This is a genomic window from Rhodococcus sp. FG69 (assembly GCF_057808915.1).
The window spans coordinates 17,803-41,081 of the sequence record NZ_JBMDIX010000023.1 but is presented as its reverse complement, the minus strand read 5'-3'; the positions used below and the strand labels follow the sequence as shown (position 1 = coordinate 41,081).

Below are 23,279 nucleotides of genomic sequence, written 5' to 3'. Positions count from 1 at the left end.
CGGGAATATCGGTTCGGTCGGGCAATCACAGAGTGGTGATCATGCGCGAATCAGCCAGAGTGGCCAGAGCTTTCACGTACGGCGCCATGCCGGCCTCGTCGATGCCTGCCGCAGCGATCGCGGAGCGCATGTCGGGATGATCGGGAAAAGACTCGATGATCGCTACGATGGTGCGATTCTTGAGAAAAGAGAGCTTGCGCGTCCCGAAGTGGTAGAGCAGCGCCCCGAAAGACTCGGGGCGCAGCGCCACCTGCGGGTGAAGGGCCCAGCGTGCATCGAGATCCAACGCGTCGACAACCTTCACGGCGGACATGTCAGTACACGCCGCACATACCGTCGATGGAAACCTCTTCCACGAGAGACTCTTCGACCAGATCGGACTGGGCTACTGCAGCGTCGACGACGTCTGTCTTGGGGTTCTGAGACATCTTGTTCCTCCATCGGCGAGAATCATTCGGTCGGTCACAGTCGGGGGTGACAGTGACTTGGTTCACCACAATAATGGCATCGAGTGCACAATGACAGCAAACGGAGAGAAAAAAGTGGTCAGCCGCAAGAAACCATCCGGCCGGGTAGGTCGCCGCCCGTCCACGACGAGGGGGCAGATCAGTGATCTCGGCATCGAACTCTTCGCCACGAATGGCTTCGACTCCACGAGCGTCGACGACATCGCCGAGGCCGCCGGCATAGCTCGACGTACGTTCTTTCGCTACTTTCCCTCCAAGAACGCCGTCCCCTGGGGCGACTTCGACGAGCAACTGGCCGCTCTTCGTTCCCTACTCGCCGACCTGCCCGACGAAATCTCGCTCGCCGACGGAATTCGATCGGCCTTGTTGGAGTTCAACACTTTCCCCGAGGACGAGAAGGCAGTGCACCGCCAGCGCATGGCCTTGATCCTGCGAAATCCTGCACTACAGGGCTATTCGATGCTCATGTACGAGGGTTGGCGCGACGTCATCGCCGAATACGTGGCAGCGCGAACGCATTCCACGCCGACAGATCATTTTCCGCGAACTGTTGGCTGGATGGTCCTCGGTGTGGCAATGTCTGCGTACGAGCAGTGGCTCACCGACGAGACGCTCGATCTCGCACAGTTGCTGTCCGACGGCACTCGCACTCTCTACGCCGGTCTCGATCTCCCCGCAGCGAAAGAACCGACATGACCGAACTCGACGCCTTGGCTCCAAGTTGCGCTGCTCCTGCTCGTGACGGTCGCTGGGGATACGACGACATCACGGTCGAGTTCTGCGACCAGCTCGCTCCCGGCGCACTCGAGCTGGACCGCACTCGATCCCTCACTGTCCGACACGGCCTGAATTCCGCGCACATCGGTGAGAGTCTCGTACCGAGAGTCACCGACTTGAATCTCTCTCAACGAGAATTCGAAGTCGTCATGGTCGGACTCGTGCGATCGACGGTCGCCGACCCTGTCGAGGCCTGGACCACCTACTATCGCAACTCACTCGATGATCTTCTCGGCGGCACTGCGGATTTCGCTCCCGTCCACAGCCGCGCCGAATCCCTGGCGCTGGGAAGCGTCCTCGACCTCGGGTCGTGCTTCGGGTTCTTTCCGCTCCGACTCGCGCTCCGCGGGATCGACGTCACCGCCACCGACCTGTCCGAGGGAACGATGCGATTGCTCGGCACGGTCGCTCCACACCTGGGCGCCACTCTCGACGTCATCACCTCGGATGCTGCGGGCGTGCCGGTCGCAGACAACTCGGCCGACACCGTGACGGCGTTGCATCTCCTCGAACACGTCGACGACGCAGTAGGCGCTCGGATCGTCGACGAGGCGATCCGAATCGCCCGCGCGCGCGTCGTCATCGCTGTCCCGTACGAATCGGAAGCGACTGCGTGCCACGGTCATGTCAGGACGTTCGACAACGATTCACTCGCCGAGCTCGGCCGACGCACCGGCTTGGCCTTCGAGATCGACGAGTATCACGGCGGTTGGCTCGTCCTCGACACCTCACGCCCCGATGTCTCCCGCACTGTGGCGGTCAGATGAGTCCCTGCTTGCTCGCGGCGTAGACCGCCTCGGCACGACGACTCACTCCCAGCTTGCGCATGATGTTGCTGACGTGGAATTTCACCGTGGTCGCCGAAATGAACAGCTTGGTCCCGATACCCGCGTTGGACAAGCCGGTTGCCAACAACCGCAGCACCTCGAGTTCACGGTCGGTCAGCCGCTCGACTGCCGATCCCTGACCGTTGAGGGACCGAATGACCGCAGAAGCGCTGCGCGAGTCGAATGCGCTCTCGCCGCGTGAGACGGCACGGATCGCGCGTACCAACTCGGTAGTGTCGACGTCTTTGACGACGTATCCCCGAGCACCGGCGTGCACCGCCTCCACTACGAGCCGATCGTCGAGAAACGTCGTCAACACCAGCAGCCCGAGACCAGGATGCGCGCTGGAGAGCTGCGCGCACAGAGCCAGTCCTTCGTAATCGGTACTCGCCGAGAGCTTGAGGTCCATCAGCACGATGTCCGGCTGGACTCGCTCGACGACGGCGAGTCCTTCCCCGCGCGAGGACGCCTCACCGACGACGGACAAATCGGCCTCGCGCTCGAGCACCGACTTCAGCCCGTCGCGAAGTATGGCGTGATCGTCGACCAGCACGATCCGGACCACGGTTGTCTCAACGGTCACGACTGCTCACTCTCCTGGGAAGGAATGCGCACGGAAATCCGCACACCTCCGATTCGGGCCTTACGGATCTCGAGCACCCCTCCGTGCTCACGTGCTCGCGCTGCCATGTTCGCCAGGCCTCGATGCCGTCCGTCGACGTCGTTGCTCTCTGCCACACGCAACATCATTCTCAAGTGCGCCGGATCGCCCTGCCCGTCGTCGGCGATCGACAGGAACACATGCCCGGCTCGGTACGCGAGACGGATGACCGCACGATGTGCGCCTGCGTGAACCGCAGTGTTGAACAACGCTTCACCCGCAATTCGCAGCAGACCGTGTTCACATGCGCTGTCGAGTTCGACGGGAGTTCCCTCGACCCGCAACGAGACCTGGAGCTCGTCGGGCATGTGCACGACCGAGAGCTGCTCGAGCATTTCCGGCAGCGACGTGCGGTCGTCGTCCTGCGAATTGTTGAGCGCGTAGATCGCCGACCGCAACTGTTCGACGGCACGTCGAGTCAGCTCTTTCGCGAGGTCCAACCGCTCCCGTCTTTCGTCGGCGGGAATGTCGTTGCGACACACTTCGATCTGCATCCCGGCCGACAGCACCGCCTGGGTGACGCTGTCGTGCAATTCTCGCGCGATGCGGTGCCGTTCGTCGTCGAGCACCTGATGTCGGTGCGCGGCACCGAGTTGACGTTGTGTCGCTTCGAGTTCCGCGTTCCGAATTGCGAGATCCGCCGCTGTCCGATGCGCCTGCCCATACGCGTTCTCGGTGCGTTCGAGGAGCACTCGTCTACTCTGATACAACGCCGAATTCTGCAGTGCTACCGCAGTTTGGCTCGCAAGAATACTGAGCACTGCCGAATCCGTTGCATCGAGCACTCGCCGCGTCGGCGTCCACGCTGCGAACGCTCCGACCACCCCTCCATCCAATGCGATGGGTACGAATGCGTGGTGCGCAGCGATCTGAGGTTGGCGTCCGTCGCCTGTGGTGGCGAGCCGGATCGCTTCCAGGCACTCGACGACGTCGTCGGGCAGCGGTGGCCCTACGACATCGTCGACCAGAAACGGCGTCGCGTCGGGTCCGAGGACGAGTCGCCGTGGTCCAGCATCCGGCAGGGCCCCGTCGGCGAGAGCGAAGACGACCCACTGCGCGCTCAAATGGGCACGCGCGGCTTCGGCGACGGCGCAGATCAGCGTTTCTGGACCGTCGACCGTGCGTACCAGAGCCCGAGAAATCAGCTCGAGGGCATGTACGACGCGTTCGAGCCGCTCGGCCGCGCCGCGATACTGAGGATAGAACGTGCTCTTGCCCGACCGCAGCCCCGTCAGCAGTGACAGATCCGGTGGCTGGGTGGTCATAGGGCAGTCCTGAACAACGCAGCCATTTCCTCGTGCGAGGCTTGGCGTGGGTTGGTCGACATGCACGCGTCGCGGAGCGCATTGGTCGCGAGAACGTCGATGTCGGCGTCACTGACACCGATTTCGCGCAGCCCCTTCGGCACGCCCACCTGGCGTGCCAACTCCTCCACCCGTGCGGCGACGGCCTGAGCCGCTTCCTCGGCGGACCCCCGTCCTTCGGGGAGAGCGAGGCTCATCGCTATCGCCACGTAGGGCAAGGGATCTGCTGCCGCGTTGAACCTGATGACGTGCGGAAGCAGCACACCGTTGATGACGCCGTGCGGGAGGTCGAGCAGTCCGCCGACCTGGTGGCTCATTGCATGCGTGGCACCCAGGATGGCGTTGGTGAAGGCGAGGCCTGCTTCGAGGCTCGCCTGTGCCATCGACGTTCGAGCGGTCATGTCCGACGGTTCGTCCATCGTGCGGGCGAGATGCGAGGTCACCATCGTGACCGCACGCAGTGCATGGTGATCGGTGAGTTGGTTGTGCCCGAGCGAGACGAATGCCTCGATCCCGTGTGTCAAGGCGTCGAGACCTGTTGCCGCGTTGAGCCATTCCGGCATGGTCGTCAACAATCTCGGGTCGATGACGGTGATATCGGGAACCAGTGCCCGTCCGAGAATGGTGATCTTGGTGGATCGGGCAGTGTCGGTGACTATGCAGAACTGGGATACGTCGGCGCCGGTGCCGGAGGTCGTCGGAACCATGACGAGCGGCGGGATAGGTCTCGTCGCACGATCGACGCCCTCGTAGTCGAGAATCGATCCGCCGTGGCCCGCCAACACTGCAATGCCTTTGGCAGCATCCATGACCGAGCCGCCGCCGATCGCGATCAGGACGTCACAACCCGATTCCTGGTAGACCTGGTGGCCGGCTTCGATCTCGACGTCCTTGGGATTGGGCGTGAGCCCGTTCCACGTCGTCGGCGCGAGGCCTTGCTCGTCGAGGAGAAGCGTCAACTGGGCGACCCAACCGGTGTCGATGAGGCCCTCGTCGGTGACCACCATCGGCCGCTGTGCGCCGAGGCGAAGTGCAGCATGCGCGACTTCGACGAGCGAGTCCTGGCCGAACACGATTTCGGGCGCATGAAACTTGAGCACCCGCGGCGCCTCGACCGCGCTTCGGTGCGAATGCAGGTCATGCATGGCCTGACTGGTCGAGGCCGCTTCGATCATCGGTTATCGCCTCTGAACTTCCCTGTTGGCGGCGGAGCCCACCACCATGTGATTCAGGTTACAACGTTAACCGTCCCGACGCCTGCCTGCCCACCAGCGGTCAGGCAGGTGTCCACCTATCCGATCGGGTAGGTACCGGCGCGTCGATCCCCGCGCGCGCCCCGGTGTCGGTACCCACACAACCTAGGCGGTCTCGACACACACCCGAATCGACCGCTAAACTAGAACACGTTTCAGTTCTACGAAGGGATGCAACCCGATGGCGAGTGCCGACCAGCAGCATGGTTCACGATCGGTGCTGCTCACCGTAGCCGCGGTCGTCGAAGAGACCGCGGATGCCAGGTCCATCGTCTTCGACGCACCGGCGGATTTCGACTACCGGCCGGGCCAATTCCTGACGCTGCGGATACCGAGCGAACGGACGGGCTCGGTTGCTCGGTGCTACTCGCTGGCCAGCTCCCCGCACGGCGACGAGGCCCCGAAGGTCACCGTCAAACGCACCGTCGACGGGTACGGCTCCAACTGGGTCTGCGACAACGTCGCCGTCGGCGACGTCATCGAGTCGCTTCCGCCGTCCGGCCGTTTCACCCCACCCGACCTCGACGAGGACTTCCTGCTACTGGCTGCCGGATCGGGAATCACCCCAGTCATGTCGATCCTGAAGTCCGCCTTGGCCGAAGGAGTTGGCTCGATCGCACTCCTCTATGCCAACCGCGACGAGTCCTCGGTGATCTTCGCCGACGAACTACGCGCACTGGCAGCGGAGTATCCGCGCCGACTGGCCGTGACGCACTGGCTCGAATCACTGCAGGGAATCCCGAGCATCGACCAACTGGCCACTGTCGCAGCACCGTATCGCGAGCGCACAGCGTTCATGTGCGGCCCAGGCCCGTTCATGGATGCCGTGCACAAAGCCCTTGCCAGCGGCGGGTTCCCGCGCGAGCGTGTCCACAGCGAAGTGTTCTCCTCACTCACCGGTGATCCCTTCACCGATCCTCCCCCGACGCCTGTCACCGAAGAGGACAGCGCGTCGGCAGCGACCGCGACAGTCGAACTCGACGGCGAAACGCACAACTTTCCATGGCCGAGAACACAGACTCTCGTCGAGGTCATGCTGACCCAGGGCCTGGCCGTCCCCTATTCATGTCGAGAGGGTGAGTGCGGTTCGTGCGCGTGCACGATTCTCGACGGTGAAGTCGCCATGGAGAATTCGGAAATACTGGACGAGGAGGACATTGCCGACGGGATGATCCTGGGATGCCAGGCTCGTCCCGTCAGCAATGACGTGCGGATCGAATTCTGACGACGTCACCACGGATCCACGAATATCGTGATGGGCGTGTTTTCCGATACGACCGTGTCCTCCGCGACCGACGTGCGAGTGACGCTGGTGTTCGGATTGTCGCCGTAGGGGCCTGCGACCCTCACACTGGTGAACCCTGCATCCTCGAGCACGTCGACCGCGACAGGGGCCGAGTAGCCGACCACGTCGGGGACCGTGATTTGGTCGACGGTGGCGGCGGAGGCCACCGAGGCGCCTCCGACGGATACCGCTCCGACTGCTGCGATGACAGCAACTGCTTTTTTGAACGAGGTACGCATTCCGAGACTCCTAAGCCCGAGTGGATGTTCCTTCCCGATCCACAATCCGCTCGAAGTCTGAGGTTCGACGCAGAGAACGCTGTGAGTTCGCTTCAGGCCCCGCGACTATCGAAAACTCCCTGCCGGTGGCCTGCAACCGCCCCGACAGCCGCGAGCAGTTCGGCGTCATGGCTGATCATCAAGACACCCATACCCGCCTCGCGCGCTTCGCTTTGCACGAGCCGCATGATCGATGCCGTCGTAGCAGCATCGAGCATCGCGGTCGCTTCGTCGCAGATGAGGTACCGCGGCTCCTGCGCCAGCGCTCTTGCGACGCAGGCCCGCTGAAGCTGCCCATCGCTGACCTGGTGCGGACGACGGTCGAGCAAGTCGGCCGTCAACCCGACCCGTTCGACCAATTCCTCCACCACGATGCGGCGACGCACTATCTTGGCGGGCTGTTCGATGATCGCGCGCAACGTCATTCGAGGATCCGTTGCTGCCCTGGGCGATTGGAACAACATGGCTACCTGCCGCCGAATCGCCGACGGCACAGCCAATCCGACGCCCCTGACCTCACGGCCATCGATCGTGACGATGCCTGCTCGCGGCTCGAGGAGCAGCGCGAGAACCCGAGCCAACGTCGACTTCCCTGATCCGGACGGTCCGGCCAGCCCGACAAGAGATCCGGCGGGAATCGAGAACGACTCGCGCACAAGAACATCCGAGGTACCGGAATAGCCCGCGGTGATGTCGACGGCGTCCAGACTCATGCGCTCACTCTCGTTCGATACGACCGATTCCCGACGGTGACCAGCTCGGTCGCGCCGCCGGACTGAGTCGACTCGGGTCGACGCAGATGATAGACACACTCCTCGGGCAAGTCCGTCAGCTGCGGCGCAGTACCGGGCATCGGGTTCAGCCCACGAGATGGCAGCGCATTCAACAGGTCTCGGGTGTAGTCGTGCAGCGGTTCGTCGAGCACCGAGCGTGCAGGGCCGGTCTCCATGATCCGCGAGGCGTACATCACCGCGACACGGTCTGCGACGGCCGTGCGCATCAACGAGGACAGATCGTGAGTGATCAGCAGGACGGCAGCACCATCGTCGGCCGAGCGTCTCAGCAGTCCCAGGATGCGATCGGTCAGGTCCCCGTCGAGGTTGGCGGTCGGCTCGTCGGCGACGATGACCGCAGGATCCCCGACCAGAGCACCGGCGATCGCAACGCGCTGCGCCATCCCGCCGGACAACTCGTGCGGGTAACAGTCCAGATCATGCGGATCCAGACCGACCAACCGCGCCAACTCGTCGCATCTGTGTCGGGATCGGAGAACTCGAATGGCCTCTTCCAGTTGAGATCTCGCCGTGCGCACCGGCGTCAGATACGACGATGCCGACTGCGGGATCAACGCCACATCGCGCCCACGGAACGACGAGTCGGCGAACACGTCGACGATTCGTTCGGGGGTCTGCACCACGACCGATCCCGAGACCGAGGACTCGACCGGCAACATGTTCATGATCGCCGACGCCAGGATCGACTTGCCACAACCCGATTCTCCGACCAACGCGGTGACGGTCCCGGCAGGGACTGCCAGGTGCACCCCGCTCGCGGCATGCACGACCCGACCGTCGGCCAGCGGTATGCGCACCGTCAGATTGTCGATTGCCAATGCGGTCACAGTCTCAACTCCGAGGGTTTCGGCGGTGAGACCGCCTGCCGTAGCGTCGATCCGAGCACAGCCACTGCAACTGTCGCCAGAACCAGAATTCCCGCTGGGAAGACCAATGTCCACCATCCCCCGAGGAGGAGGGAACTACGTGCCTCGGACAGCAGGGTGCCCAGACTCGGTTCGTGCGGCGCGAGACCGAAGCCGAGAAAGGACAGCGTCGACTCGTGCCATATCGCATGCGGCAACAGAAGAACGACCGCGATCAAAGCCTGAGGCAGGACTGCGGGGAGCACGTGCGCCGCGACGAGATGCCGACGGCTCGCACCGGCGAGGACTGCGGCGTCGATGTACGGTTGCTCGCGCAGCCCGAGGATCTCCGAACGCACGATCCGGGCTACCTGAGTCCAGTGGGTCAACGCGATCGACAACACGATGGCAACGATGCTGCCCCGGAACATCGCAACGATGACGATCCCCAGCAGCAAGTGCGGTAGTGCATTGACCGCGTCGGTGCTGCGCATGACAACTCGATCGACCCAGCCGCCCCACACTCCGGCCACGACGCCCACCATGCTCCCGATCACGGTGGCCAGCACCGCGCAGGCCGCCGCGATCAGCAACGACGTGCGGATCGCGGCAGCGCTGCGCACGAACAGATCTCGACCGGCGGAATCGGTCCCGAAAACGTGTGAGATCGACGGCGCCTGCCGAGCTGCGGCGAAATCGGTGACCCTGTCGTCGATGCCGGACAACCAGGGCACCGCGACCGCGTACAGCGTGAGCAGAGCGAGAACCGAGCCTGCCAGTACCAGCCTGCGCCTATCCATCGGTCTTCACCCGCGGATCCAACAGCGCGACGACGACGTCGGCGAGAAGCGATCCGAGCATCACCGCCAGCGTCGTGCCTACCGTCAGCACTGCCAGCAACGCCATGTCGAGATCACGGGCGGACTGCACGATGGCACCGGCGACACCGGGCCAGGAGAACACCTCTTCCACCAGTACGGCCCCGACGACGAGTTCCGGCAGACGTACGCCGAGCACATTGACGAACGGTGCCATCGACGTCGGCACGATGTGCCTGCGCGTCACCATCGATGTCGGGATCCCGCGGGCCACCGCGCCTGCGACGTACTCCTCGCCCCGCGCGGTCGAGACCGATTCTCTGACTGCGAGCAACAACCACGGAAGTTGCGATACCGCGAGGACTGCGACCGGAAGAATCATGTGTACGGCGACCCCACCGGGAGTCGGGTCGGCTCCCCCGTCGCTGAGCCCCGCGACCGGTAGCCATCCGAGCCCGAGCGCGAACACCGCAATCGCGCCGAGGGACATGACGAACGGGGGCAGGCCGGCAACGGCGATACAGAAACCGGTGACGCATCGATCGAGGATGCCACCGCTGCGAATGCCCGCCGTGACACCGAGGACCAGCGCCAGCGTCGCAGCGATCGCCAGACCGACACCCGCCAACAACAGCGTCCACGGTGCGCGCTCGGCAAGGACCTCGGCAACGGGCTGGCCGAACGACCGCGAAGTACCGAGGTCGCCAGTGAAAACTCCGTGCAACCACTGCCAGTACGTCGTGTACCAGGCTTGATCGAAACCCAGTTGTTCGGTGATCATCGCTTTGTCCGCGTCGGTCGTCGTCGTATAGCGCACACCGAGATACGCGACGAGAGGATCGAACGGTGAGACCGCAGCAGCCGCGAACAGACCGGCCGAGACCGCGCCGCACACCGGGACGACGAACAGCAGCCGACGTCCGATCATGCGGAGAATTCCCCGGCGTCGAGTTCTCCTGTCGTGGCTCGCTGCCGACGTCGTCACCGGCCGCGCAATGGTGGCGGTCACGACTGCCGCGTCCATGTCTGCAGCGACCACCACGGTCCCCATGTGACGCCGTGAGAATGCGGTTCGAGGATCGGCCCCGACATCGTCCAGTCCGAGTCCTTGGACACGTAGGTGTGATCGAGGAACACCAGGAACACGAAGCCGGGATCCTCGATATACGCCCGCTGCATATCGCGGTACGCCGCATCGCGTTCTGCGGTGTCGAGGCTTCGCCGTCCCGTTTCGAGCGCCGCGTCGACGGCAGGATTGACGTAGTCGCTCGCGTTGTCGTAGATGCTGCCCACGTCAGGGTTCACGAACACCGAGTCCAGCGTGTTGTACGCCTGGGTGTCCGGGTCGTACGGCTCGGATCCGCCACCGAGCATCGTCGAATCGAACGAGATACGAGGGTCGATCCGATCCCACGACAACGCTTCCAGGTTCACCTCCACTCCGACTGCCAGAGCGTCGGATGCAAAGGCCTGAGCCAGATCTCGTCGGACCGTGTCCGTCGAGTTGTACATCACGGTGAATTCGGCCCGGGTGCCGTCCTTGACGCGGATACCGTCTTCGGCACGGCTCCAGCCTGCCTCGTCGAGCAGACGCTCGGCCCCGACGGGGTCGTATCGGAACACCGCACTCGGATCGTAGGCGTCGCCGTACACCTCGGGAATCGGCGTCGCCGCACTCGCGCCGTATCCGCCGAGGACGTTGTCCACCATGGACTGCCGATTCGCGGCCAGGTTCAGCGCCATGCGCACGGCCTTGTCACCCGCGACCGGATTATCGGTCGGCAGCGAAACTCCACGCCAGTCGGCAGAGGTATTGGACGACAACGACATACCGTCTTTGCCGTCGAGCGTCTTCGCCAGCAGCGGCGGCAGGTTGGTGCCGTCGATCTCGCCTGCGGCCATCCGTTGAGCGCGGGTGTTGTCGTCGGGTACGTACAGCAGGGTCAACTTCTTCACTGTCGGCGCGCCGCCGAAGTAGTTCTCGTTGGCCTCCAGGACCGCACGATCGGGCGAAAGGTCGACGAGGGTGTACGGACCGGTACCGATCGGTACCGTGTTCAGGCTCGACTCGGCGGCGAGCCCCGGTGTCGCGACCGATTCCGCCGGAACGATGCCGATCAGGAGCTTGGTCGGCAATGCCGAATACGGGTAGGCGAGCCGAAATTCGACGGTACGGTCGTCGACTGCGGCGACGTCGGTGATCATGTCGAACGAGGACCGCACCTCCGACGCCGAGGCGGGGTCTTGGATCGCGCCATACGTTGCGACGACGTCGGCCGCATCGAAGGAGGAACCGTCGGAGAACGTGACGCCGTCGCGCAACGGGACAGTCCAGACCGTCGCGTCGGCGTTCGACGTCGGAAGCTCCGTAGCCAGCGACGGCTCGAAACCCGGTAGCCCATCGGCACCGTCGAGCCGAAGCAAACCGTCGTACATCTTGGCCTCGCCCGCGGCACCGTAGCCCGCCACGGGGTTGTAGCCACCCAGCTCGTAGCCGTCGGCGAGGACCAATCCGCCTGCACTCGACCCGCTCGCAGAATTCGTCGGGGCACTGCACGACACAACCGCAAGAACACACGTCGCGCCGACCGCGACACCGACCACAGACCCAGTCCGGATCACTAGACCCTCCTCGTTCATCTGAGCAGTTGTTCAGATGGACGAATGGTGTCACAGGGTGTGCGCACGTGCCCACGATCGATCGCCTACCACCCGTTCATCACCGACGAACTGGCCTATCGGGTAGGCCGAGGAGCCCTCCGTTCCTGCCGAGAAGCAAGTCCGAAGCCGGCGGAAGACACGAGAGCCAAGAGAATGACGAAACCTCCGTATGCCAGCGCAGTCGGCTCGAGGCCGAAGGAGTGCACCGCAACGCCGCCGATCACGGCGGGGACACTGAACGCCAGATAGCTGAGCACGAACGTGGTAGCGAAGACACTTCCGCGTTCGTCTGCGGGCACCAGTGCGCCGAGGGTGCGCATGGCCCCGAGAAACGTGCTCCCCCAGCCCACACCCGCGACGATCGAACCGAGGAAGTAGAGCGGGACCGACACCATCGACACGGACACCAGTGACAACCCGACGCCGAGCGCGAGCACGACCGCACCGACGACCATGACAGCCCTCGGTGGACGAGTTCGAACACACGCGGCCGCAACGGCTCCGGAGAAGAACAAGGCGAATATGTCGAGACCGCCGACGATGTGGTTGTCGATACCGAAGACGGAACCGATGATCGACGGGCCGAGGGAGAGATGAAAGCCACCGAGCGACCACGTCGCGATCAGTGCGGGCACGATCAGCAGGAACGGGACGCGCGCACCCGTCGGGAACGATGCCCTCGGCAACAGCAGCTGTGCAAGGTGCCGTCGTGATTCGACCTCCCGCAGCGCAGAGGTTTCCGGCACGAACAGCACCGCCGAGGCCAGAAGCACGACCGATCCGATGAGGAGCGCGTAGACGAGCGTCGTCGGCGCCGGGGCCAGTTGCACCAACAGTCCAGCACCCAGCGCACCGGTGGCGAGGCCGATCGACGGCGCAACGCTGTTGACGAGCGGGCCTGCCGATTCGTTCGGCTGAAGGTCGATGACTGCGGCACTGAGGGCACCGGTGGCCGTACCTGCTGCCATGCCCTGTACCACTCGGGCTGCGATCAAACCGGGAACGCCGTCCGCGACGATGAACAGAGCCAAGCTGATCACCAACAACACCAGCGCGGCGATCAGAATCGGTTTGCGACCCACGTGGTCGGACAGACTGCCGACGGTCAGTAGCGCGGAGAGCAGAGCAACGGCGTACACCGCGAACACGACGGTCAGCATTGTGGAGGAGAAGCCCCAGGCTTGCTGGTAGACGGGATACAGCGGAGACGGCGCGGCCGAGGACGCCATGATCACCAGGTACGTCAGTCCGACAGCCCAGAACGCCACGGCCGAGGGCATCCGCTTTTTCGACGCCGCAGGAGCGACACTGGAAGTCTCCGCGCCCAGTTCGGTGTTGGCCATCGCAGTCTTCCGATCGGTTGAAGCACAGCTAATTACTTCAACAAACAATAAGCCGTCGCACTATCGAGTTCTGTTCGGCGTGCTTCGGACACACGTCGAGTACGCGTGTCACTGGTGAACCGGTTGCACCCCGGCCAACAGACGCCCCTCCGCGTAGGCAAGGGCGCTGGCCGGCAGAAAGCCGTCGCGCCCACTGAGCGACACCGACACCGCACCTGTGCCCTGGTCCCCATCGCCGAGTTCGTCGATCCGCCGCAGTGTCTGCCGCGCAACGGCATCCGCACTGTCGAAGAGTTGCACTCCGGACGGGAGAGCCGCCACGATCTCCGTTGCCACCAACGGATAGTGCGTGCACCCCAGCACCACCGATTCCACGTCGGCCGGAGTGGCAGCAACAGCGGCGCGAATGGCAGCCGACACGCCCTCGGCGTCGCCGCGGTCGATCGCGTCCGCAAGTCCGTGGCACGCGATCGGCGTCACTGCCCGGTCCGAAGCGAATTCCTCGATGAGCCGAGCCTGATACGCACTGGCCGTCGTGGCAGCCGTCGCCCACACCGCGATCCGGTTGCTCGCCGCCGCGGCAGGTTTGATCGCAGGAACAGTGCCGACGACAGGTACGGCAGGTCCGAGATGCGCACGCACATGGGTCAGCGCGGTCACACTCGCGGTGTTGCACGGGAGCACGATCACTCCGGCGCCGGCTGCCATCGCTCGATCGACGGCGCCGAGCACCCGCTCGACAACCCAGTCGTCGGGCTTGGGACCCCACGGCGCCTGATCGGGGTCCATCAGCAGGATCAGATCGAGCTCGGGACGCAGCTTCTTCAGCCACGCGGAAGTGGGCAGCATGCCCAGCCCCGAGTCGATCAGTCCGACGATCATGCGATCACGCGCCCAGCGCCTGCTCGATGTCACCGATCAGGTCGGCGGCGTCCTCGATGCCCACCGACAATCGCACGAGATCGTCGGGGACCTCGAGCAACGAGCCTGCCGTCGACGCGTGCGTCATCGCGCCCGGATGCTCGATGAGCGACTCGACGCCGCCGAGCGACTCGGCGAGCGTGAAGATTTCGGTACGCGAGCAGAAATCCAACGCAGCCTGCTTGCCGCCCGCGAGACGCACCGAGATCATGCCGCCGAAGCGACGCATCTGCTTGGCGGCGACGCTGTGCGACGGGTGCGACTTCAAGCCCGGGTAGATGACCTGGGAGATCGAGGAATGACCGTCGAGCAGGTCGACGAGTGCCTCTGCGTTGTCACTGTGCCGTTCCATGCGCAGCGCGAGAGTCTTGATGCCACGCAGGGTGAGGAAGGCGTCGAACGGTCCCGGTACGCCACCCGCACCGTTCTGCAGGAACGCGATTGCCGCGTCCAGTTCCTCGTCATCGGTGATCAACGCACCACCGACGACGTCGGAGTGTCCGCCGATGTACTTCGTCGTCGAGTGCAGCACGACGTCGGCACCGAGTTGCAGAGGCTGCTGCAGATACGGCGACGCGAAGGTGTTGTCGACCACGAGTTTGGTGTTCTTCTCGTGGGCGACCTCGGCGAGCGCGGCGATGTCACCGACATTGAGGAGGGGGTTGGTCGGCGTCTCCACCCACACCAGCTTGGTGTTGGGACGGATCGCGTCGCGGACGGCGTCGATGTCGGACACCGCGGCGACCGAGTACTCGATGCCCCACTGAGTGAAGACCTTGTCGATGAGCCGGAAGGTGCCGCCGTACGCGTCGTTGGGAATGACGAGGTGATCACCGGGGCGCAGGGACGCCCGCAGCAGAGCGTCCGTGGCCGCCATGCCCGAGGAGAATGCCCGTCCGTACGTACCCGATTCGATGGCCGCGAGATTGGCCTCGAGCGGCCGGCGCGTCGGATTGCCGGTGCGGGCGTACTCGAAGCCACTGCGCATCCCGCCGACGCCATCCTGGGCGAACGTCGAGCTCGCGTAGATCGGGACGTTGACCGCGCCGGTCAGCGAGTCCGGCTCGTAACCGGCGTGAACCGCCTTCGTCGAAAATCCCTGCCCACCCGCGTTGGTCGTTCCGCGGGCTCCACTCCCGGATTCGCTGTCTGCCTTGCTGCGCTGCTCACTCATGACTTCCAGACTAATGGTCGAGCGAAGTGGGTAGCCTGCGGGAGACACCGCTGATGAAAAGAGGCTTTCCACCGTGGCCGATTCGCACCGCTCGCAGAGCGTCGACGAGCTGTTCTCCCTCGACACCCTCCTCGATACCGAGGAGAAAGAAATTCGTGACACCGTGCGCAAGCTCGGCAACGAACGCATCCGTCCGCACTTGGCCGACTGGTTCGAGGAGGGGACAGTCCCTGCTCGCGAGCTGGCCAAGGAGCTCGGCGCGCTCGGACTGCTCGGCATGCACCTCGAGGGCTATGGCTGCGCAGGCACGTCGGCCACCGCCTACGGACTCGCGTGCCTCGAGCTCGAAGCCATGGACTCGGGCATCCGCAGTCTCGTGTCCGTGCAGGGCTCGCTCGCGATGTTCGCGCTCTGGAAGTACGGCTCGGAAGAGCAGAAGCAACAATGGCTGCCCGGCATGGCCGAGGGAAACCTCATCGGCTGCTTCGGGCTCACCGAGGCCGACTTCGGCTCCAATCCCGGCGGGATGCGGACGCGCGCCAAGAAGGACGGCACCGACTGGGTGCTCAACGGCAGCAAGATGTGGATCACCAACGGACCCATAGCCGACGTTGCAATCGTGTGGGCCCAGACGGACGACAAGGTCCGCGGCTTCGTCGTGCCGACCGAGACACCCGGATTCTCCGCCAACACCGTCAAGAAGAAGTTGTCCCTGCGCGCGTCGATCACCGGCGAGCTCGTGCTGGAAGACGTGCGCCTACCGGCCGAGGCGATGCTGCCCGAGGCTCGTGGGCTCAGTGGACCGCTCGGCTGTCTGACCGAGGCGCGCTTCGGGATCATCTTCGGGGCCATGGGCGCAGCACGTGACTGCATCGAGTCCGCCGTCGAGTACTCGAAGACGCGTGAGGTGTTCGACAAGCCGCTCGGCGCCTACCAACTGACGCAGGCGAAGCTCGCCAACATGGCGCTCGAACTCGGCAAGGGCCAACTACTCGCTCTGCACCTGGGACGCCTCAAGGACAAGGGCGAACTCCGCGGCGAGCAGGTGTCCGTCGGCAAACTGAACAACGTCCGCGAGGCAATCAAGATTGCACGTGAGTGCCGAACCATCCTGGGTGCCAACGGAATCACCCTCGAATACCCGGTGCTCCGGCACGCCAACAACCTCGAATCGGTCCTGACCTACGAGGGAACGTCCGAAGTGCACCAGCTCGTCATCGGACAGGCGCTCACCGGGTCCAGCGCGTTCCGCTAGGCATTCCGCGGCGCGTCAGGCGCTTCGCAGGCGCTCCGCGCCTGCTTCGAAGGCGCTCCGCGCCAGTGGCATGGTTAAGCGCACCCCAATGCACTTATTCGTCCCACTGGCGACGGAGTCGCCCAGGGAACTAGGCCCCCTTGCTCAGGAAACCCAGCAAATCGTGCCGCGTGATGACGCCGACGGGCTTGCCTTCTTCGACGACCATCAACGCGTCGGTTTCACCGAGCGCCTTGGTGGCGTCGGAAACGTGCTCTCCGGCACCGATCAGCGGGAACGGCGCGCTCATGTGCTGTGCGACCGAGTCCGCCAACGCCGCGCGCCCCTCGAACACTGCGCTGAGCAAATCACGCTCGGTGACGCTGCCCGCAACCTCGCCTGCCATGACGGGTGGCTCCGCACCGACGACCGGCATTTGCGAAACGCCGTACTCCCGCAGGATCTCGATGGCGTCGCGCACAGTCTCCGACGGGTGCGTGTGCACGAGGTCGGGCAACGCACCCGACTTTCCACGCAGCACATCGCCGACGGATGGCTCGCCGACCTTGCCGTCGAGACGTGAGCGAAGGAAGCCGTAGGACGACATCCAGTCGTCGTTGAAGATCTTCGCGAGGTAGCCGCGTCCGCCGTCCGGCAGCAGCACGACCACGAGGGCGTCGGGCCCCTCACGCTCGGCGACCTTGATCGCGCCCACGGCCGCCATGCCGCAAGATCCGCCGACCAGCAGACCCTCCTCTCGCGCAAGACGACGGGTCATGTCGAACGAGTCGGCGTCCGAGACAGCGATGATCTCGTCGGGAATGGACGCGTCGTACGCGGACGGCCAGAAATCCTCGCCGACACCCTCGACCAGATACGGACGACCGGTTCCACCGGAGTACACCGAGCCTTCGGGATCGACCCCGATGACCTTGACCTTTCCGCCCGAGATCTCCTTGAGGTATTTGCCTGTTCCGGAGATGGTGCCGCCGGTGCCGACACCCGCGACGAAGTGGGTGATCTTTCCGTCGGTGTCGGCCCAGATCTCGGGACCGGTGGTCTCGTAGTGGCTCTGCGGTCCTGCCGGATTGGAATACTGGTTCGGCTTCCATGCACCGTCGATCTCACGGACGAGTCGATCCGAGACGCTGTAGTAACTGGTGGGGTCCTCAGGTGCCACGGCAGTCGGGCAGACGACCACCTCGGCGCCGTAGGCACGCAGGACGTTGCGCTTGTCCTCGCCGACCTTGTCGGGGCACACGAACACGCACTTGTATCCGCGCTGCTGAGCTACGAGTGCCAATCCGACGCCGGTGTTGCCCGACGTCGGCTCGACGATCGTTCCGCCCGGCTTCAATTCGCCGGAGGCCTCCGCGGCGTCGACCATCTTGATCGCGATCCGATCCTTCGACGAACCACCCGGATTGAGGTATTCGATCTTGGCAGCGACCATCCCTGCGTTGTCACCGACAACAGAGGAGAGCTGGACCAAAGGGGTGTTGCCGATGAGTTCGGTGATGTGCTGAGCAATGCGCATGCACCCATCTTCCCAGATGCCGAGAAGTCGGCTTCTCGGTACCGCCGGGAGTGGTCGGCAATGGTGCCTACGATGTAAGGCGTGGCGCAGATCGTAGGAGTGAAACCGTGCCGGTGAACAAGTGGCGCAATGCCGCCAAAGCCGGCGCCGCAACAGTGATCGCAGGCTCCTCAGCAGGGACTGCATCGTGGGCCGCGTACAAGCACCTGATGTCACAGGCGACGTCGGCGCGTGGCGTCATCGGGCGATCGACGGCGAAGCCACCCGAGGCGGACGGCGTGTACGGACCAGGTGACCTCACCCCGGAGCGGTGGCGTTTCGGAAGTTCGGCCGATATTCATCTGATGGTCTTCGGAGACTCGACCGCGGCCGGGGTCGGCTGCGTCGTCGCAGCCGAGGTGCCGGGAGTACTCGTGGCTCGCGGTCTCGCCGAAGAGACCGACAAGCGAATACGGCTGAGCACCAAAGCAATCGCCGGAGCCACGTCGAAGGGTCTGGAAGGACAGGTCGACGCTATGTTCGTCGCGGGCGCGCCACCCGACGCCGCCGTGATTCTCGTCGGCGCCAACGACGTCACCAAGAAGTTCTCCATCGCCGCATCGGCCGCCAGGTTGGGTAATGCCGTCGAACGCCTCACGGCAAAGGGGACCGTCGTGGTCGTCGGAACCTGCCCTGATCTCGGTGTCGTCACCGCGATCCCCCAACCCCTGCGAACCGTGGTGCGGAATTGGGGACGACGCCTCGCCCGTGCTCAGACCGACGCGACGCTGAAGGCCGGCGGTCATCCGGTGGCGTTGGCCGACCTGTTGGCGCCCGAATTCCTGGCGGCCCCGGACACGATGTTCTCTGCCGACCGCTTCCATCCGTCGGCGGCCGGATACGAGCTCGCGGCGCGGCAACTGCTGCCGGTGCTCGCCACTGCCCTCGGGGAATGGCACGGCGGTCCACTCCCCGACCTTCCCGAGGTGTCCGCTGCGGCGGAATCGCGAAAATTCGTTCCCCGTGCTGCTGCGTCGCTCGATCGTTTTCTTCGCCGCCGAGATGCCGAGATCGAGGCACAGAACGGGTAGCGATAGGTTCGAGTACAGGTCGTTTGTTCTCTATGTAAGCCAACCAAGGAGAGTTCATGCCAGAGGCAGTCATCGTCAGTACCGCCCGTTCCCCGATCGGCCGCGCGATGAAGGGATCACTCAAGGACATTCGTCCCGACGACCTGACCGTGCAGATGGTCGCCGCCGCGCTCGCCAAGGTGCCCGAGCTGGACCCGACGGACATCGACGACCTGCTGCTCGGTTGTGGTCTCCCCGGCGGCATGCAGGGAAACAACCTCGCACGCATCGTCGCCGTTCTACTCGGTTACGACTCGCTGCCGGGAACAACCATCACCCGCTACTGTTCGTCCTCGCTGCAGACCACCCGCATGGCGATGCATGCCATCAAGGCAGGCGAAGGCGACGTGTTCATCTCCGCAGGCGTCGAGAGCGTCTCGAACTTCGTCCACGGCAGCTCCGATTCGCTCCCGCAGAGCCACAATCCCCTCTTCGCCGACGCGGAAGCCCGCACCAAGAAGGCGCAGGAAGAGGGCGCCGACACCTGGACCGACCCACGCGAGAACGGCGACCTCCCGGACGCCTACATCGCGATGGGCCAGACCGCCGAGAACGTCTCGATCCTGACGGGCATCAGCCGTGAGGAACAGGACCACTGGGCCGTCCGAAGCCAGAACCGTGCGGAAGAGGCAATCAACTCCGGCTTCTTCGAGCGCGAGATCACCCCGGTCACGCTGCCCGACGGCACCGTCGTGTCCACCGACGACGGCCCTCGTGCCGGAACCACCTACGAGAAGATCAGCGGGCTCAAGCCGGTGTTCCGGCCGAACGGCACCGTGACCGCCGGCAATGCGTGCCCACTCAACGACGGCGCTGCAGCGCTCGTCATCATGAGCGACACCAAGGCGAAGGCACTCGGATTGACGCCACTCGCACGGATCGTGTCCACCGGCGTCACCGGAACGTCCCCCGAGATCATGGGGCTAGGCCCCATCGAGGCGACCCGTCGCGCCCTCGGCATCGCGGGCATGTCGATCTCCGACATCGATCTTTTCGAGATCAACGAGGCCTTCGCGATCCAGGTACTCGGCTCTGCCCGCGACCTGGGTATCGACCACGACAAGCTCAACATCTCCGGCGGCGCCATCGCCGTCGGTCACCCCTTCGGTATGACCGGTGCACGCATCACCACAACCTTGCTGAACAACCTGAAGACGCAGGACAAGACGTTCGGCGTCGAGACCATGTGCGTCGGCGGCGGCATGGGCATGGCAATGGTGCTCGAACGCCTCAGCTGATCGGTAGCGTGGCATCCCTGCCCTGATACGCGAAAGGCCCCGCACTCATCGTGAGTGCGGGGCCTTTCGCGCTGATGCTAGTCGTTGTTGAAGTAGCTGAGCAGGCGCAGGATCTCGACGTACAACCACACCAGGGTGATGGTCAGTCCGAGTGCGACGCCCCACGCTGCCTTCTCCGGAGCCTGGCCGCGGATCAGCTGATCTGCCTGGTCGAAGTCCAGCAGGAAGCTGAACGCTGCGATACCGATGCAGACGAGGCTGAAGATGATCGCGATCGGGCCGCCGTCGCGGAGGCCGAAGCCGCCGTCCATGAAGAAACTGGCGACGAGGTTGCCGAGAGCCAGAACCACGACGCCGATGAGGGCGCCGATGATCATGCGCGTCAAGCGTGGTGTGACACGGATTGCACCGGTCTTGTAGACGACGAGCATGCCGAAGAACACACCGAACGTACCGAGGATTGCTTGTGCGATGAGTGCGCTACCGCCGACGCCGCCGAACTCGACGTCGGTGAACATGAACGACAGCGCACCGAGGAAGAATCCCTCGGCGACCGCGTAGGCCAGCACGACGGCCTTGTTGTCCATCTTGCGACCGAACGTCGCGAACAACACGAGACCGAGTCCGACGAGACCGCCGCCGATGACGAAGGGCGCGGCGAGGTTGGTGTTGTTGTCGACGAGGAGGTACGCCACGATCGCGGTGATCGAGAGAACACCGAGCGTGATGCCGGTCTTGGTGACGACGTCGTCGATCGTCATGGCCCGCGAGGTAGGTCCGGTCTGGTACGGATCGGCCTGCGTCTGTGGCTGGCCGAACTGGGCGGCTTGTGAGGCGCCTGCTGTGGCAGTGCCGAACGTGGCGTATCCGCCGCCCTGCTGTTTCGGCAGGTTGCGGAAGACCGGATTACTGGAGGTGCGCACCGTGTCACTTCCCTTCTAAGAGCGCGAGCCCTTCTATGTTTCAGGCCTTCGCCGGGGCGTTCCCCAGCTGTTGTACGTAGAACGTGCCACATACGGACAAAAGTTCCCAGTCGGACTGGCCCCAACATCCGACAATTCGGACTTTACCGTGTCGGCGCGCCCAAAGAGCGTTCGACGACCGAGTTTCCTCCTGTTCGGTTGCGGGCATGGACAATGGCGTGATGAGCATCGAAGACGGACCCGGCGACACATTGGACCAGAGCGAAAGCCTCGACTCGGACGAGCTTCGCAACGACGACGGCGACACTGTGGTCGATCCCCCCGATCACTACAGCGAATCGGACAGGTTCGGCACCACCGCGAACGAGGCTCTCGAAGGCGAAAGCCTGGACGAGAAGCTGAGCGAGGAAGAGCCCGACACCGCACTCGAAGACGACGGACCTTCGGTCGCCGAGACTCCCGACGAGGAGTTGACCGAGGAACTCGTCGATCACGAAATCCTCGCCTCCGACGAGGACCCCGACATCGACTACGCCGACGGGCAGCGCAAAGCGGAAATCGTCGAAGGAACACTCGTGGAGGACCGCGGGCGCGATCGCGGACAGATCAGCGGCACCCCCGAGGACGGCGGGCCGGTCGAATAGTTCCGCAGGGTGGTGTCAGACGACCGACCGGGTGACGGTGAACTTCGTGTTCTTCCCCGCCACCGTGGTCGGTCCGACGGCATCTGCCAGCGCCCGCCGATAGTTCAGGTGCGAGTTGTAGACCGTCCACATCTCGCCGCCGGGTTTCAGCACCCTGCGCGCTGCCTCGAACAGTTTCTCGGCACTGCCCGTATGCAGTGAAGCGCCCTCGTGGAAGGGCGGATTGCAGACGATCAGGTCCACCGAGGATTGCGGGTAGGTCGACATGGCGTCGTCTCGGGACACGTCGACGTCGAGTCCGTTGGCCGCCGCCGTTGCGCGAACCGACGCCACTGCAGCCGCAGAACGATCCGTGGCGTGCACTGTGGCGTCGGGACGGGCACGCGCCAACAAACAGGCGAGGATGCCGGTCCCGCAGCCGAGATCGACGATCTGCCCGGCGTCGGGCTTCATCTTCTTTTCGAAGCCGACGAGGTACCGAGTGCCGATGTCCAGTTTCGCCCCGGCGAACACTGCCCCGTACGCAACCACAGTGAGACCTATGTCACCGAGAACGGCGGTGACCGGATACGTCGGGGACTGCGGACGAATCGGTGTCGCGGCAGTGAGAACGCGGGCTTTCTGGCGACCTCTGCCTGCGGAGACCGATTCGAAAGACGCACGCAGGACCGAATTCATCGCGGGCGTCATGTGCTTGTCACGTCCTCCGGCGAACACCTGGACGTCGGGATCTGCGAACCGTGCGATGGTCTCGGCGATGTCGGTGAGCTCGGCGAGGCTTCGAGGCAACTGCATCAGAACGACGTTCACCCCGTCCAGCAGCGTCTCGTCCAGACCGTGATGCTCGAAGACACCCGACAGCTCGGCGTCGACTGCGTTGCGCGAGAGGGCGATCTCTCCCGTATACGAATCCTGGTGGACGCGTACGCCGGTCACCCCGTGTCGAGCCGCGAGCCCGAGCGTCAGCGCGCCGTACCGGTCCCCGATCACCGCGATCGTCCGTTTGTCGAGGTCCGGAACAGCCTCGCTCACCGCATCGAGGATCAGTCGATCTGCAGCGTCGACGGCAAAGAGATTCGCGGCCTCGGCGTCGGGGCGGCGGCGCAGTCCAGCAAGGACCGATTCGAGGTCAGGCACGCGAGTGAGTCTCCCACTCCGTTCGACCGCATTCCAAACACGTGTCGAA

24 protein-coding genes are annotated in these 23,279 nt (G+C 64.4%); 7 read left to right on the top strand and 17 right to left on the bottom strand.

The features are described from left to right. Window positions 1-25 precede the first annotated feature (25 nt). Entirely contained in the window at window positions 26-313 is a 288-nt protein-coding gene (gene mftB, locus ACODSO_RS18265) for a mycofactocin biosynthesis chaperone MftB (protein WP_068373334.1), read from the bottom strand. Window position 314: 1 nt separating this feature from the next. Continuing rightward, window positions 315-428: a mycofactocin precursor MftA gene (mftA, locus tag ACODSO_RS18260; protein WP_068373330.1), complete on the bottom strand. Its 114-nt coding sequence runs from the start codon at window positions 426-428 to the stop codon at window positions 315-317. A 114-nt stretch (window positions 429-542) separates the two neighbouring features. Here mftA and mftR point away from each other — a divergent pair, with 114 nt between their 5' ends. Then, on the top strand, window positions 543-1,163 hold the full coding sequence (gene mftR / locus ACODSO_RS18255) for a mycofactocin system transcriptional regulator MftR (RefSeq protein ID WP_489038218.1): 621 nt from the start codon (window positions 543-545) through the stop codon (window positions 1,161-1,163). Continuing rightward, a complete protein-coding gene (gene mftM / locus ACODSO_RS18250) occupies window positions 1,160-2,011 on the top strand; it encodes a mycofactocin oligosaccharide methyltransferase MftM (protein WP_489038190.1) in 852 nt (283 codons plus the stop codon). The genes mftR and mftM overlap by 4 nt, the downstream gene beginning before the upstream one ends. On the opposite strand, the gene ACODSO_RS18245 is transcribed toward mftM, so the two are convergent. Genes ACODSO_RS18245 through ACODSO_RS18235 form a run of 3 tightly spaced genes read right to left on the bottom strand, consistent with a single transcriptional unit; the run spans window position 2,004 to window position 5,181 of the window. Then, on the bottom strand, window positions 2,004-2,654 hold the full coding sequence (locus ACODSO_RS18245; RefSeq protein ID WP_489038189.1) for a MadR family response regulator transcription factor: 651 nt from the start codon (window positions 2,652-2,654) through the stop codon (window positions 2,004-2,006). The two genes, mftM and ACODSO_RS18245, sit on opposite strands and share 8 nt — an antisense overlap. Then, window positions 2,651-3,997, bottom strand: coding sequence for a MadS family sensor histidine kinase (locus ACODSO_RS18240; protein WP_489038188.1), 1,347 nt, complete (start codon window positions 3,995-3,997; stop codon window positions 2,651-2,653). The genes ACODSO_RS18245 and ACODSO_RS18240 overlap by 4 nt, the downstream gene beginning before the upstream one ends. After that, the gene (locus tag ACODSO_RS18235; RefSeq protein ID WP_068373314.1) at window positions 3,994-5,181 is read right to left on the bottom strand and encodes an iron-containing alcohol dehydrogenase; all 1,188 of its coding nucleotides are present in this window, start codon (window positions 5,179-5,181) and stop codon (window positions 3,994-3,996) included. The genes ACODSO_RS18240 and ACODSO_RS18235 overlap by 4 nt, the downstream gene beginning before the upstream one ends. A gap of 289 nt (window positions 5,182-5,470) precedes the next feature. On the opposite strand from ACODSO_RS18235, the gene ACODSO_RS18230 reads away from it, so the two are divergent. Beyond that, window positions 5,471-6,514, top strand: a complete 1,044-nt coding sequence (locus tag ACODSO_RS18230; protein ID WP_489038187.1) for a 2Fe-2S iron-sulfur cluster-binding protein — start codon at window positions 5,471-5,473, stop codon at window positions 6,512-6,514. 5 nt (window positions 6,515-6,519) lie between these two features. On the opposite strand, the gene ACODSO_RS18225 is transcribed toward ACODSO_RS18230, so the two are convergent. From ACODSO_RS18225 to ACODSO_RS18185, 9 genes are all read right to left on the bottom strand, one after another. Continuing rightward, window positions 6,520-6,813, bottom strand: coding sequence for a PASTA domain-containing protein (locus ACODSO_RS18225; RefSeq protein ID WP_489038186.1), 294 nt, complete (start codon window positions 6,811-6,813; stop codon window positions 6,520-6,522). A gap of 92 nt (window positions 6,814-6,905) precedes the next feature. Further along, window positions 6,906-7,565, bottom strand: coding sequence for an ABC transporter ATP-binding protein (locus ACODSO_RS18220; protein ID WP_489038185.1), 660 nt, complete (start codon window positions 7,563-7,565; stop codon window positions 6,906-6,908). Continuing rightward, window positions 7,562-8,473 carry an ATP-binding cassette domain-containing protein gene (locus ACODSO_RS18215; protein ID WP_489038184.1) on the bottom strand — a complete coding sequence of 304 codons (912 nt, stop codon included), beginning with the start codon at window positions 8,471-8,473 and terminating at the stop codon, window positions 7,562-7,564. Before ACODSO_RS18215 ends, ACODSO_RS18220 begins: the two co-directional genes overlap by 4 nt. Beyond that, the gene (locus ACODSO_RS18210; RefSeq protein ID WP_489038183.1) at window positions 8,470-9,291 is read right to left on the bottom strand and encodes an ABC transporter permease; all 822 of its coding nucleotides are present in this window, start codon (window positions 9,289-9,291) and stop codon (window positions 8,470-8,472) included. The genes ACODSO_RS18215 and ACODSO_RS18210 overlap by 4 nt, the downstream gene beginning before the upstream one ends. Beyond that, window positions 9,284-10,360 (bottom strand): ABC transporter permease, encoded by a 1,077-nt coding sequence (locus ACODSO_RS18205; RefSeq protein ID WP_489038182.1) that lies wholly within the window; start codon window positions 10,358-10,360, stop codon window positions 9,284-9,286. Before ACODSO_RS18205 ends, ACODSO_RS18210 begins: the two co-directional genes overlap by 8 nt. Further along, window positions 10,315-11,949, bottom strand: a complete 1,635-nt coding sequence (locus tag ACODSO_RS18200) for an ABC transporter substrate-binding protein (RefSeq protein WP_489038181.1) — start codon at window positions 11,947-11,949, stop codon at window positions 10,315-10,317. The genes ACODSO_RS18205 and ACODSO_RS18200 overlap by 46 nt, the downstream gene beginning before the upstream one ends. Before the next feature lie 95 nt (window positions 11,950-12,044). After that, window positions 12,045-13,313, bottom strand: coding sequence for an MFS transporter (locus tag ACODSO_RS18195; RefSeq protein WP_489038180.1), 1,269 nt, complete (start codon window positions 13,311-13,313; stop codon window positions 12,045-12,047). Window positions 13,314-13,421: 108 nt separating this feature from the next. Further along, window positions 13,422-14,195, bottom strand: a complete 774-nt coding sequence (locus ACODSO_RS18190) for a glutamate racemase (RefSeq protein ID WP_489038179.1) — start codon at window positions 14,193-14,195, stop codon at window positions 13,422-13,424. Between the two features lie 4 nt (window positions 14,196-14,199). Next, on the bottom strand, window positions 14,200-15,408 hold the full coding sequence (locus ACODSO_RS18185) for a cystathionine gamma-synthase (protein WP_489038178.1): 1,209 nt from the start codon (window positions 15,406-15,408) through the stop codon (window positions 14,200-14,202). Window positions 15,409-15,481: 73 nt separating this feature from the next. Here ACODSO_RS18185 and ACODSO_RS18180 point away from each other — a divergent pair, with 73 nt between their 5' ends. After that, entirely contained in the window at window positions 15,482-16,663 is a 1,182-nt protein-coding gene (locus ACODSO_RS18180) for an acyl-CoA dehydrogenase family protein (RefSeq protein WP_489038177.1), read from the top strand. 130 nt (window positions 16,664-16,793) lie between these two features. Here the strand turns inward: ACODSO_RS18180 and ACODSO_RS18175 are convergent, their stop codons facing one another. Next, a complete protein-coding gene (locus ACODSO_RS18175; RefSeq protein WP_068373289.1) occupies window positions 16,794-18,179 on the bottom strand; it encodes a cystathionine beta-synthase in 1,386 nt (461 codons plus the stop codon). Window positions 18,180-18,286: 107 nt separating this feature from the next. On the opposite strand from ACODSO_RS18175, the gene ACODSO_RS18170 reads away from it, so the two are divergent. Together ACODSO_RS18170 and ACODSO_RS18165 are read left to right on the top strand one after the other, a co-directional pair. Next, on the top strand, window positions 18,287-19,249 hold the full coding sequence (locus ACODSO_RS18170; RefSeq protein WP_489038176.1) for an SGNH/GDSL hydrolase family protein: 963 nt from the start codon (window positions 18,287-18,289) through the stop codon (window positions 19,247-19,249). Between the two features lie 56 nt (window positions 19,250-19,305). Beyond that, on the top strand, window positions 19,306-20,526 hold the full coding sequence (locus ACODSO_RS18165) for an acetyl-CoA C-acetyltransferase (RefSeq protein WP_489038175.1): 1,221 nt from the start codon (window positions 19,306-19,308) through the stop codon (window positions 20,524-20,526). Between the two features lie 77 nt (window positions 20,527-20,603). Here the strand turns inward: ACODSO_RS18165 and ACODSO_RS18160 are convergent, their stop codons facing one another. Further along, a complete protein-coding gene (locus tag ACODSO_RS18160) occupies window positions 20,604-21,449 on the bottom strand; it encodes a Bax inhibitor-1/YccA family protein (protein ID WP_068373244.1) in 846 nt (281 codons plus the stop codon). Window positions 21,450-21,670: 221 nt separating this feature from the next. On the opposite strand from ACODSO_RS18160, the gene ACODSO_RS18155 reads away from it, so the two are divergent. Next, window positions 21,671-22,093 (top strand): hypothetical protein, encoded by a 423-nt coding sequence (locus tag ACODSO_RS18155; RefSeq protein WP_068373255.1) that lies wholly within the window; start codon window positions 21,671-21,673, stop codon window positions 22,091-22,093. Between the two features lie 15 nt (window positions 22,094-22,108). Here the strand turns inward: ACODSO_RS18155 and ACODSO_RS18150 are convergent, their stop codons facing one another. Beyond that, window positions 22,109-23,230 carry a class I SAM-dependent methyltransferase gene (locus tag ACODSO_RS18150; RefSeq protein ID WP_489038174.1) on the bottom strand — a complete coding sequence of 374 codons (1,122 nt, stop codon included), beginning with the start codon at window positions 23,228-23,230 and terminating at the stop codon, window positions 22,109-22,111. Window positions 23,231-23,279 lie beyond the last annotated feature (49 nt).

Excerpts from the sequence above, each read along its gene's own strand:
- mftB (WP_068373334.1), bottom strand. The coding sequence starts at position 313 with ATGTCCGCCGTGAAGGTTGTCGACGCGTTGGATCTCGATGCACGCTGG.
- mftA (WP_068373330.1), bottom strand. The coding sequence starts at position 428 with ATGTCTCAGAACCCCAAGACAGACGTCGTCGACGCTGCAGTAGCCCAG.
- mftM (WP_489038190.1), top strand. The coding sequence starts at position 1,160 with ATGACCGAACTCGACGCCTTGGCTCCAAGTTGCGCTGCTCCTGCTCGT.
- ACODSO_RS18240 (WP_489038188.1), bottom strand. The coding sequence starts at position 3,997 with ATGACCACCCAGCCACCGGATCTGTCACTGCTGACGGGGCTGCGGTCG.
- ACODSO_RS18235 (WP_068373314.1), bottom strand. The coding sequence starts at position 5,181 with ATGCATGACCTGCATTCGCACCGAAGCGCGGTCGAGGCGCCGCGGGTG.
- ACODSO_RS18230 (WP_489038187.1), top strand. The coding sequence starts at position 5,471 with ATGGCGAGTGCCGACCAGCAGCATGGTTCACGATCGGTGCTGCTCACC.
- ACODSO_RS18225 (WP_489038186.1), bottom strand. The coding sequence starts at position 6,813 with ATGCGTACCTCGTTCAAAAAAGCAGTTGCTGTCATCGCAGCAGTCGGA.
- ACODSO_RS18220 (WP_489038185.1), bottom strand. The coding sequence starts at position 7,565 with ATGAGTCTGGACGCCGTCGACATCACCGCGGGCTATTCCGGTACCTCG.
- ACODSO_RS18210 (WP_489038183.1), bottom strand. The coding sequence starts at position 9,291 with ATGGATAGGCGCAGGCTGGTACTGGCAGGCTCGGTTCTCGCTCTGCTC.
- ACODSO_RS18205 (WP_489038182.1), bottom strand. The coding sequence starts at position 10,360 with ATGGGGACCGTGGTGGTCGCTGCAGACATGGACGCGGCAGTCGTGACC.
- ACODSO_RS18200 (WP_489038181.1), bottom strand. The coding sequence starts at position 11,949 with ATGAACGAGGAGGGTCTAGTGATCCGGACTGGGTCTGTGGTCGGTGTC.
- ACODSO_RS18195 (WP_489038180.1), bottom strand. The coding sequence starts at position 13,313 with ATGGCCAACACCGAACTGGGCGCGGAGACTTCCAGTGTCGCTCCTGCG.
- ACODSO_RS18190 (WP_489038179.1), bottom strand. The coding sequence starts at position 14,195 with ATGATCGTCGGACTGATCGACTCGGGGCTGGGCATGCTGCCCACTTCC.
- ACODSO_RS18185 (WP_489038178.1), bottom strand. The coding sequence starts at position 15,408 with ATGAGTGAGCAGCGCAGCAAGGCAGACAGCGAATCCGGGAGTGGAGCC.
- ACODSO_RS18175 (WP_068373289.1), bottom strand. The coding sequence starts at position 18,179 with ATGCGCATTGCTCAGCACATCACCGAACTCATCGGCAACACCCCTTTG.
- ACODSO_RS18165 (WP_489038175.1), top strand. The coding sequence starts at position 19,306 with ATGCCAGAGGCAGTCATCGTCAGTACCGCCCGTTCCCCGATCGGCCGC.
- ACODSO_RS18155 (WP_068373255.1), top strand. The coding sequence starts at position 21,671 with ATGAGCATCGAAGACGGACCCGGCGACACATTGGACCAGAGCGAAAGC.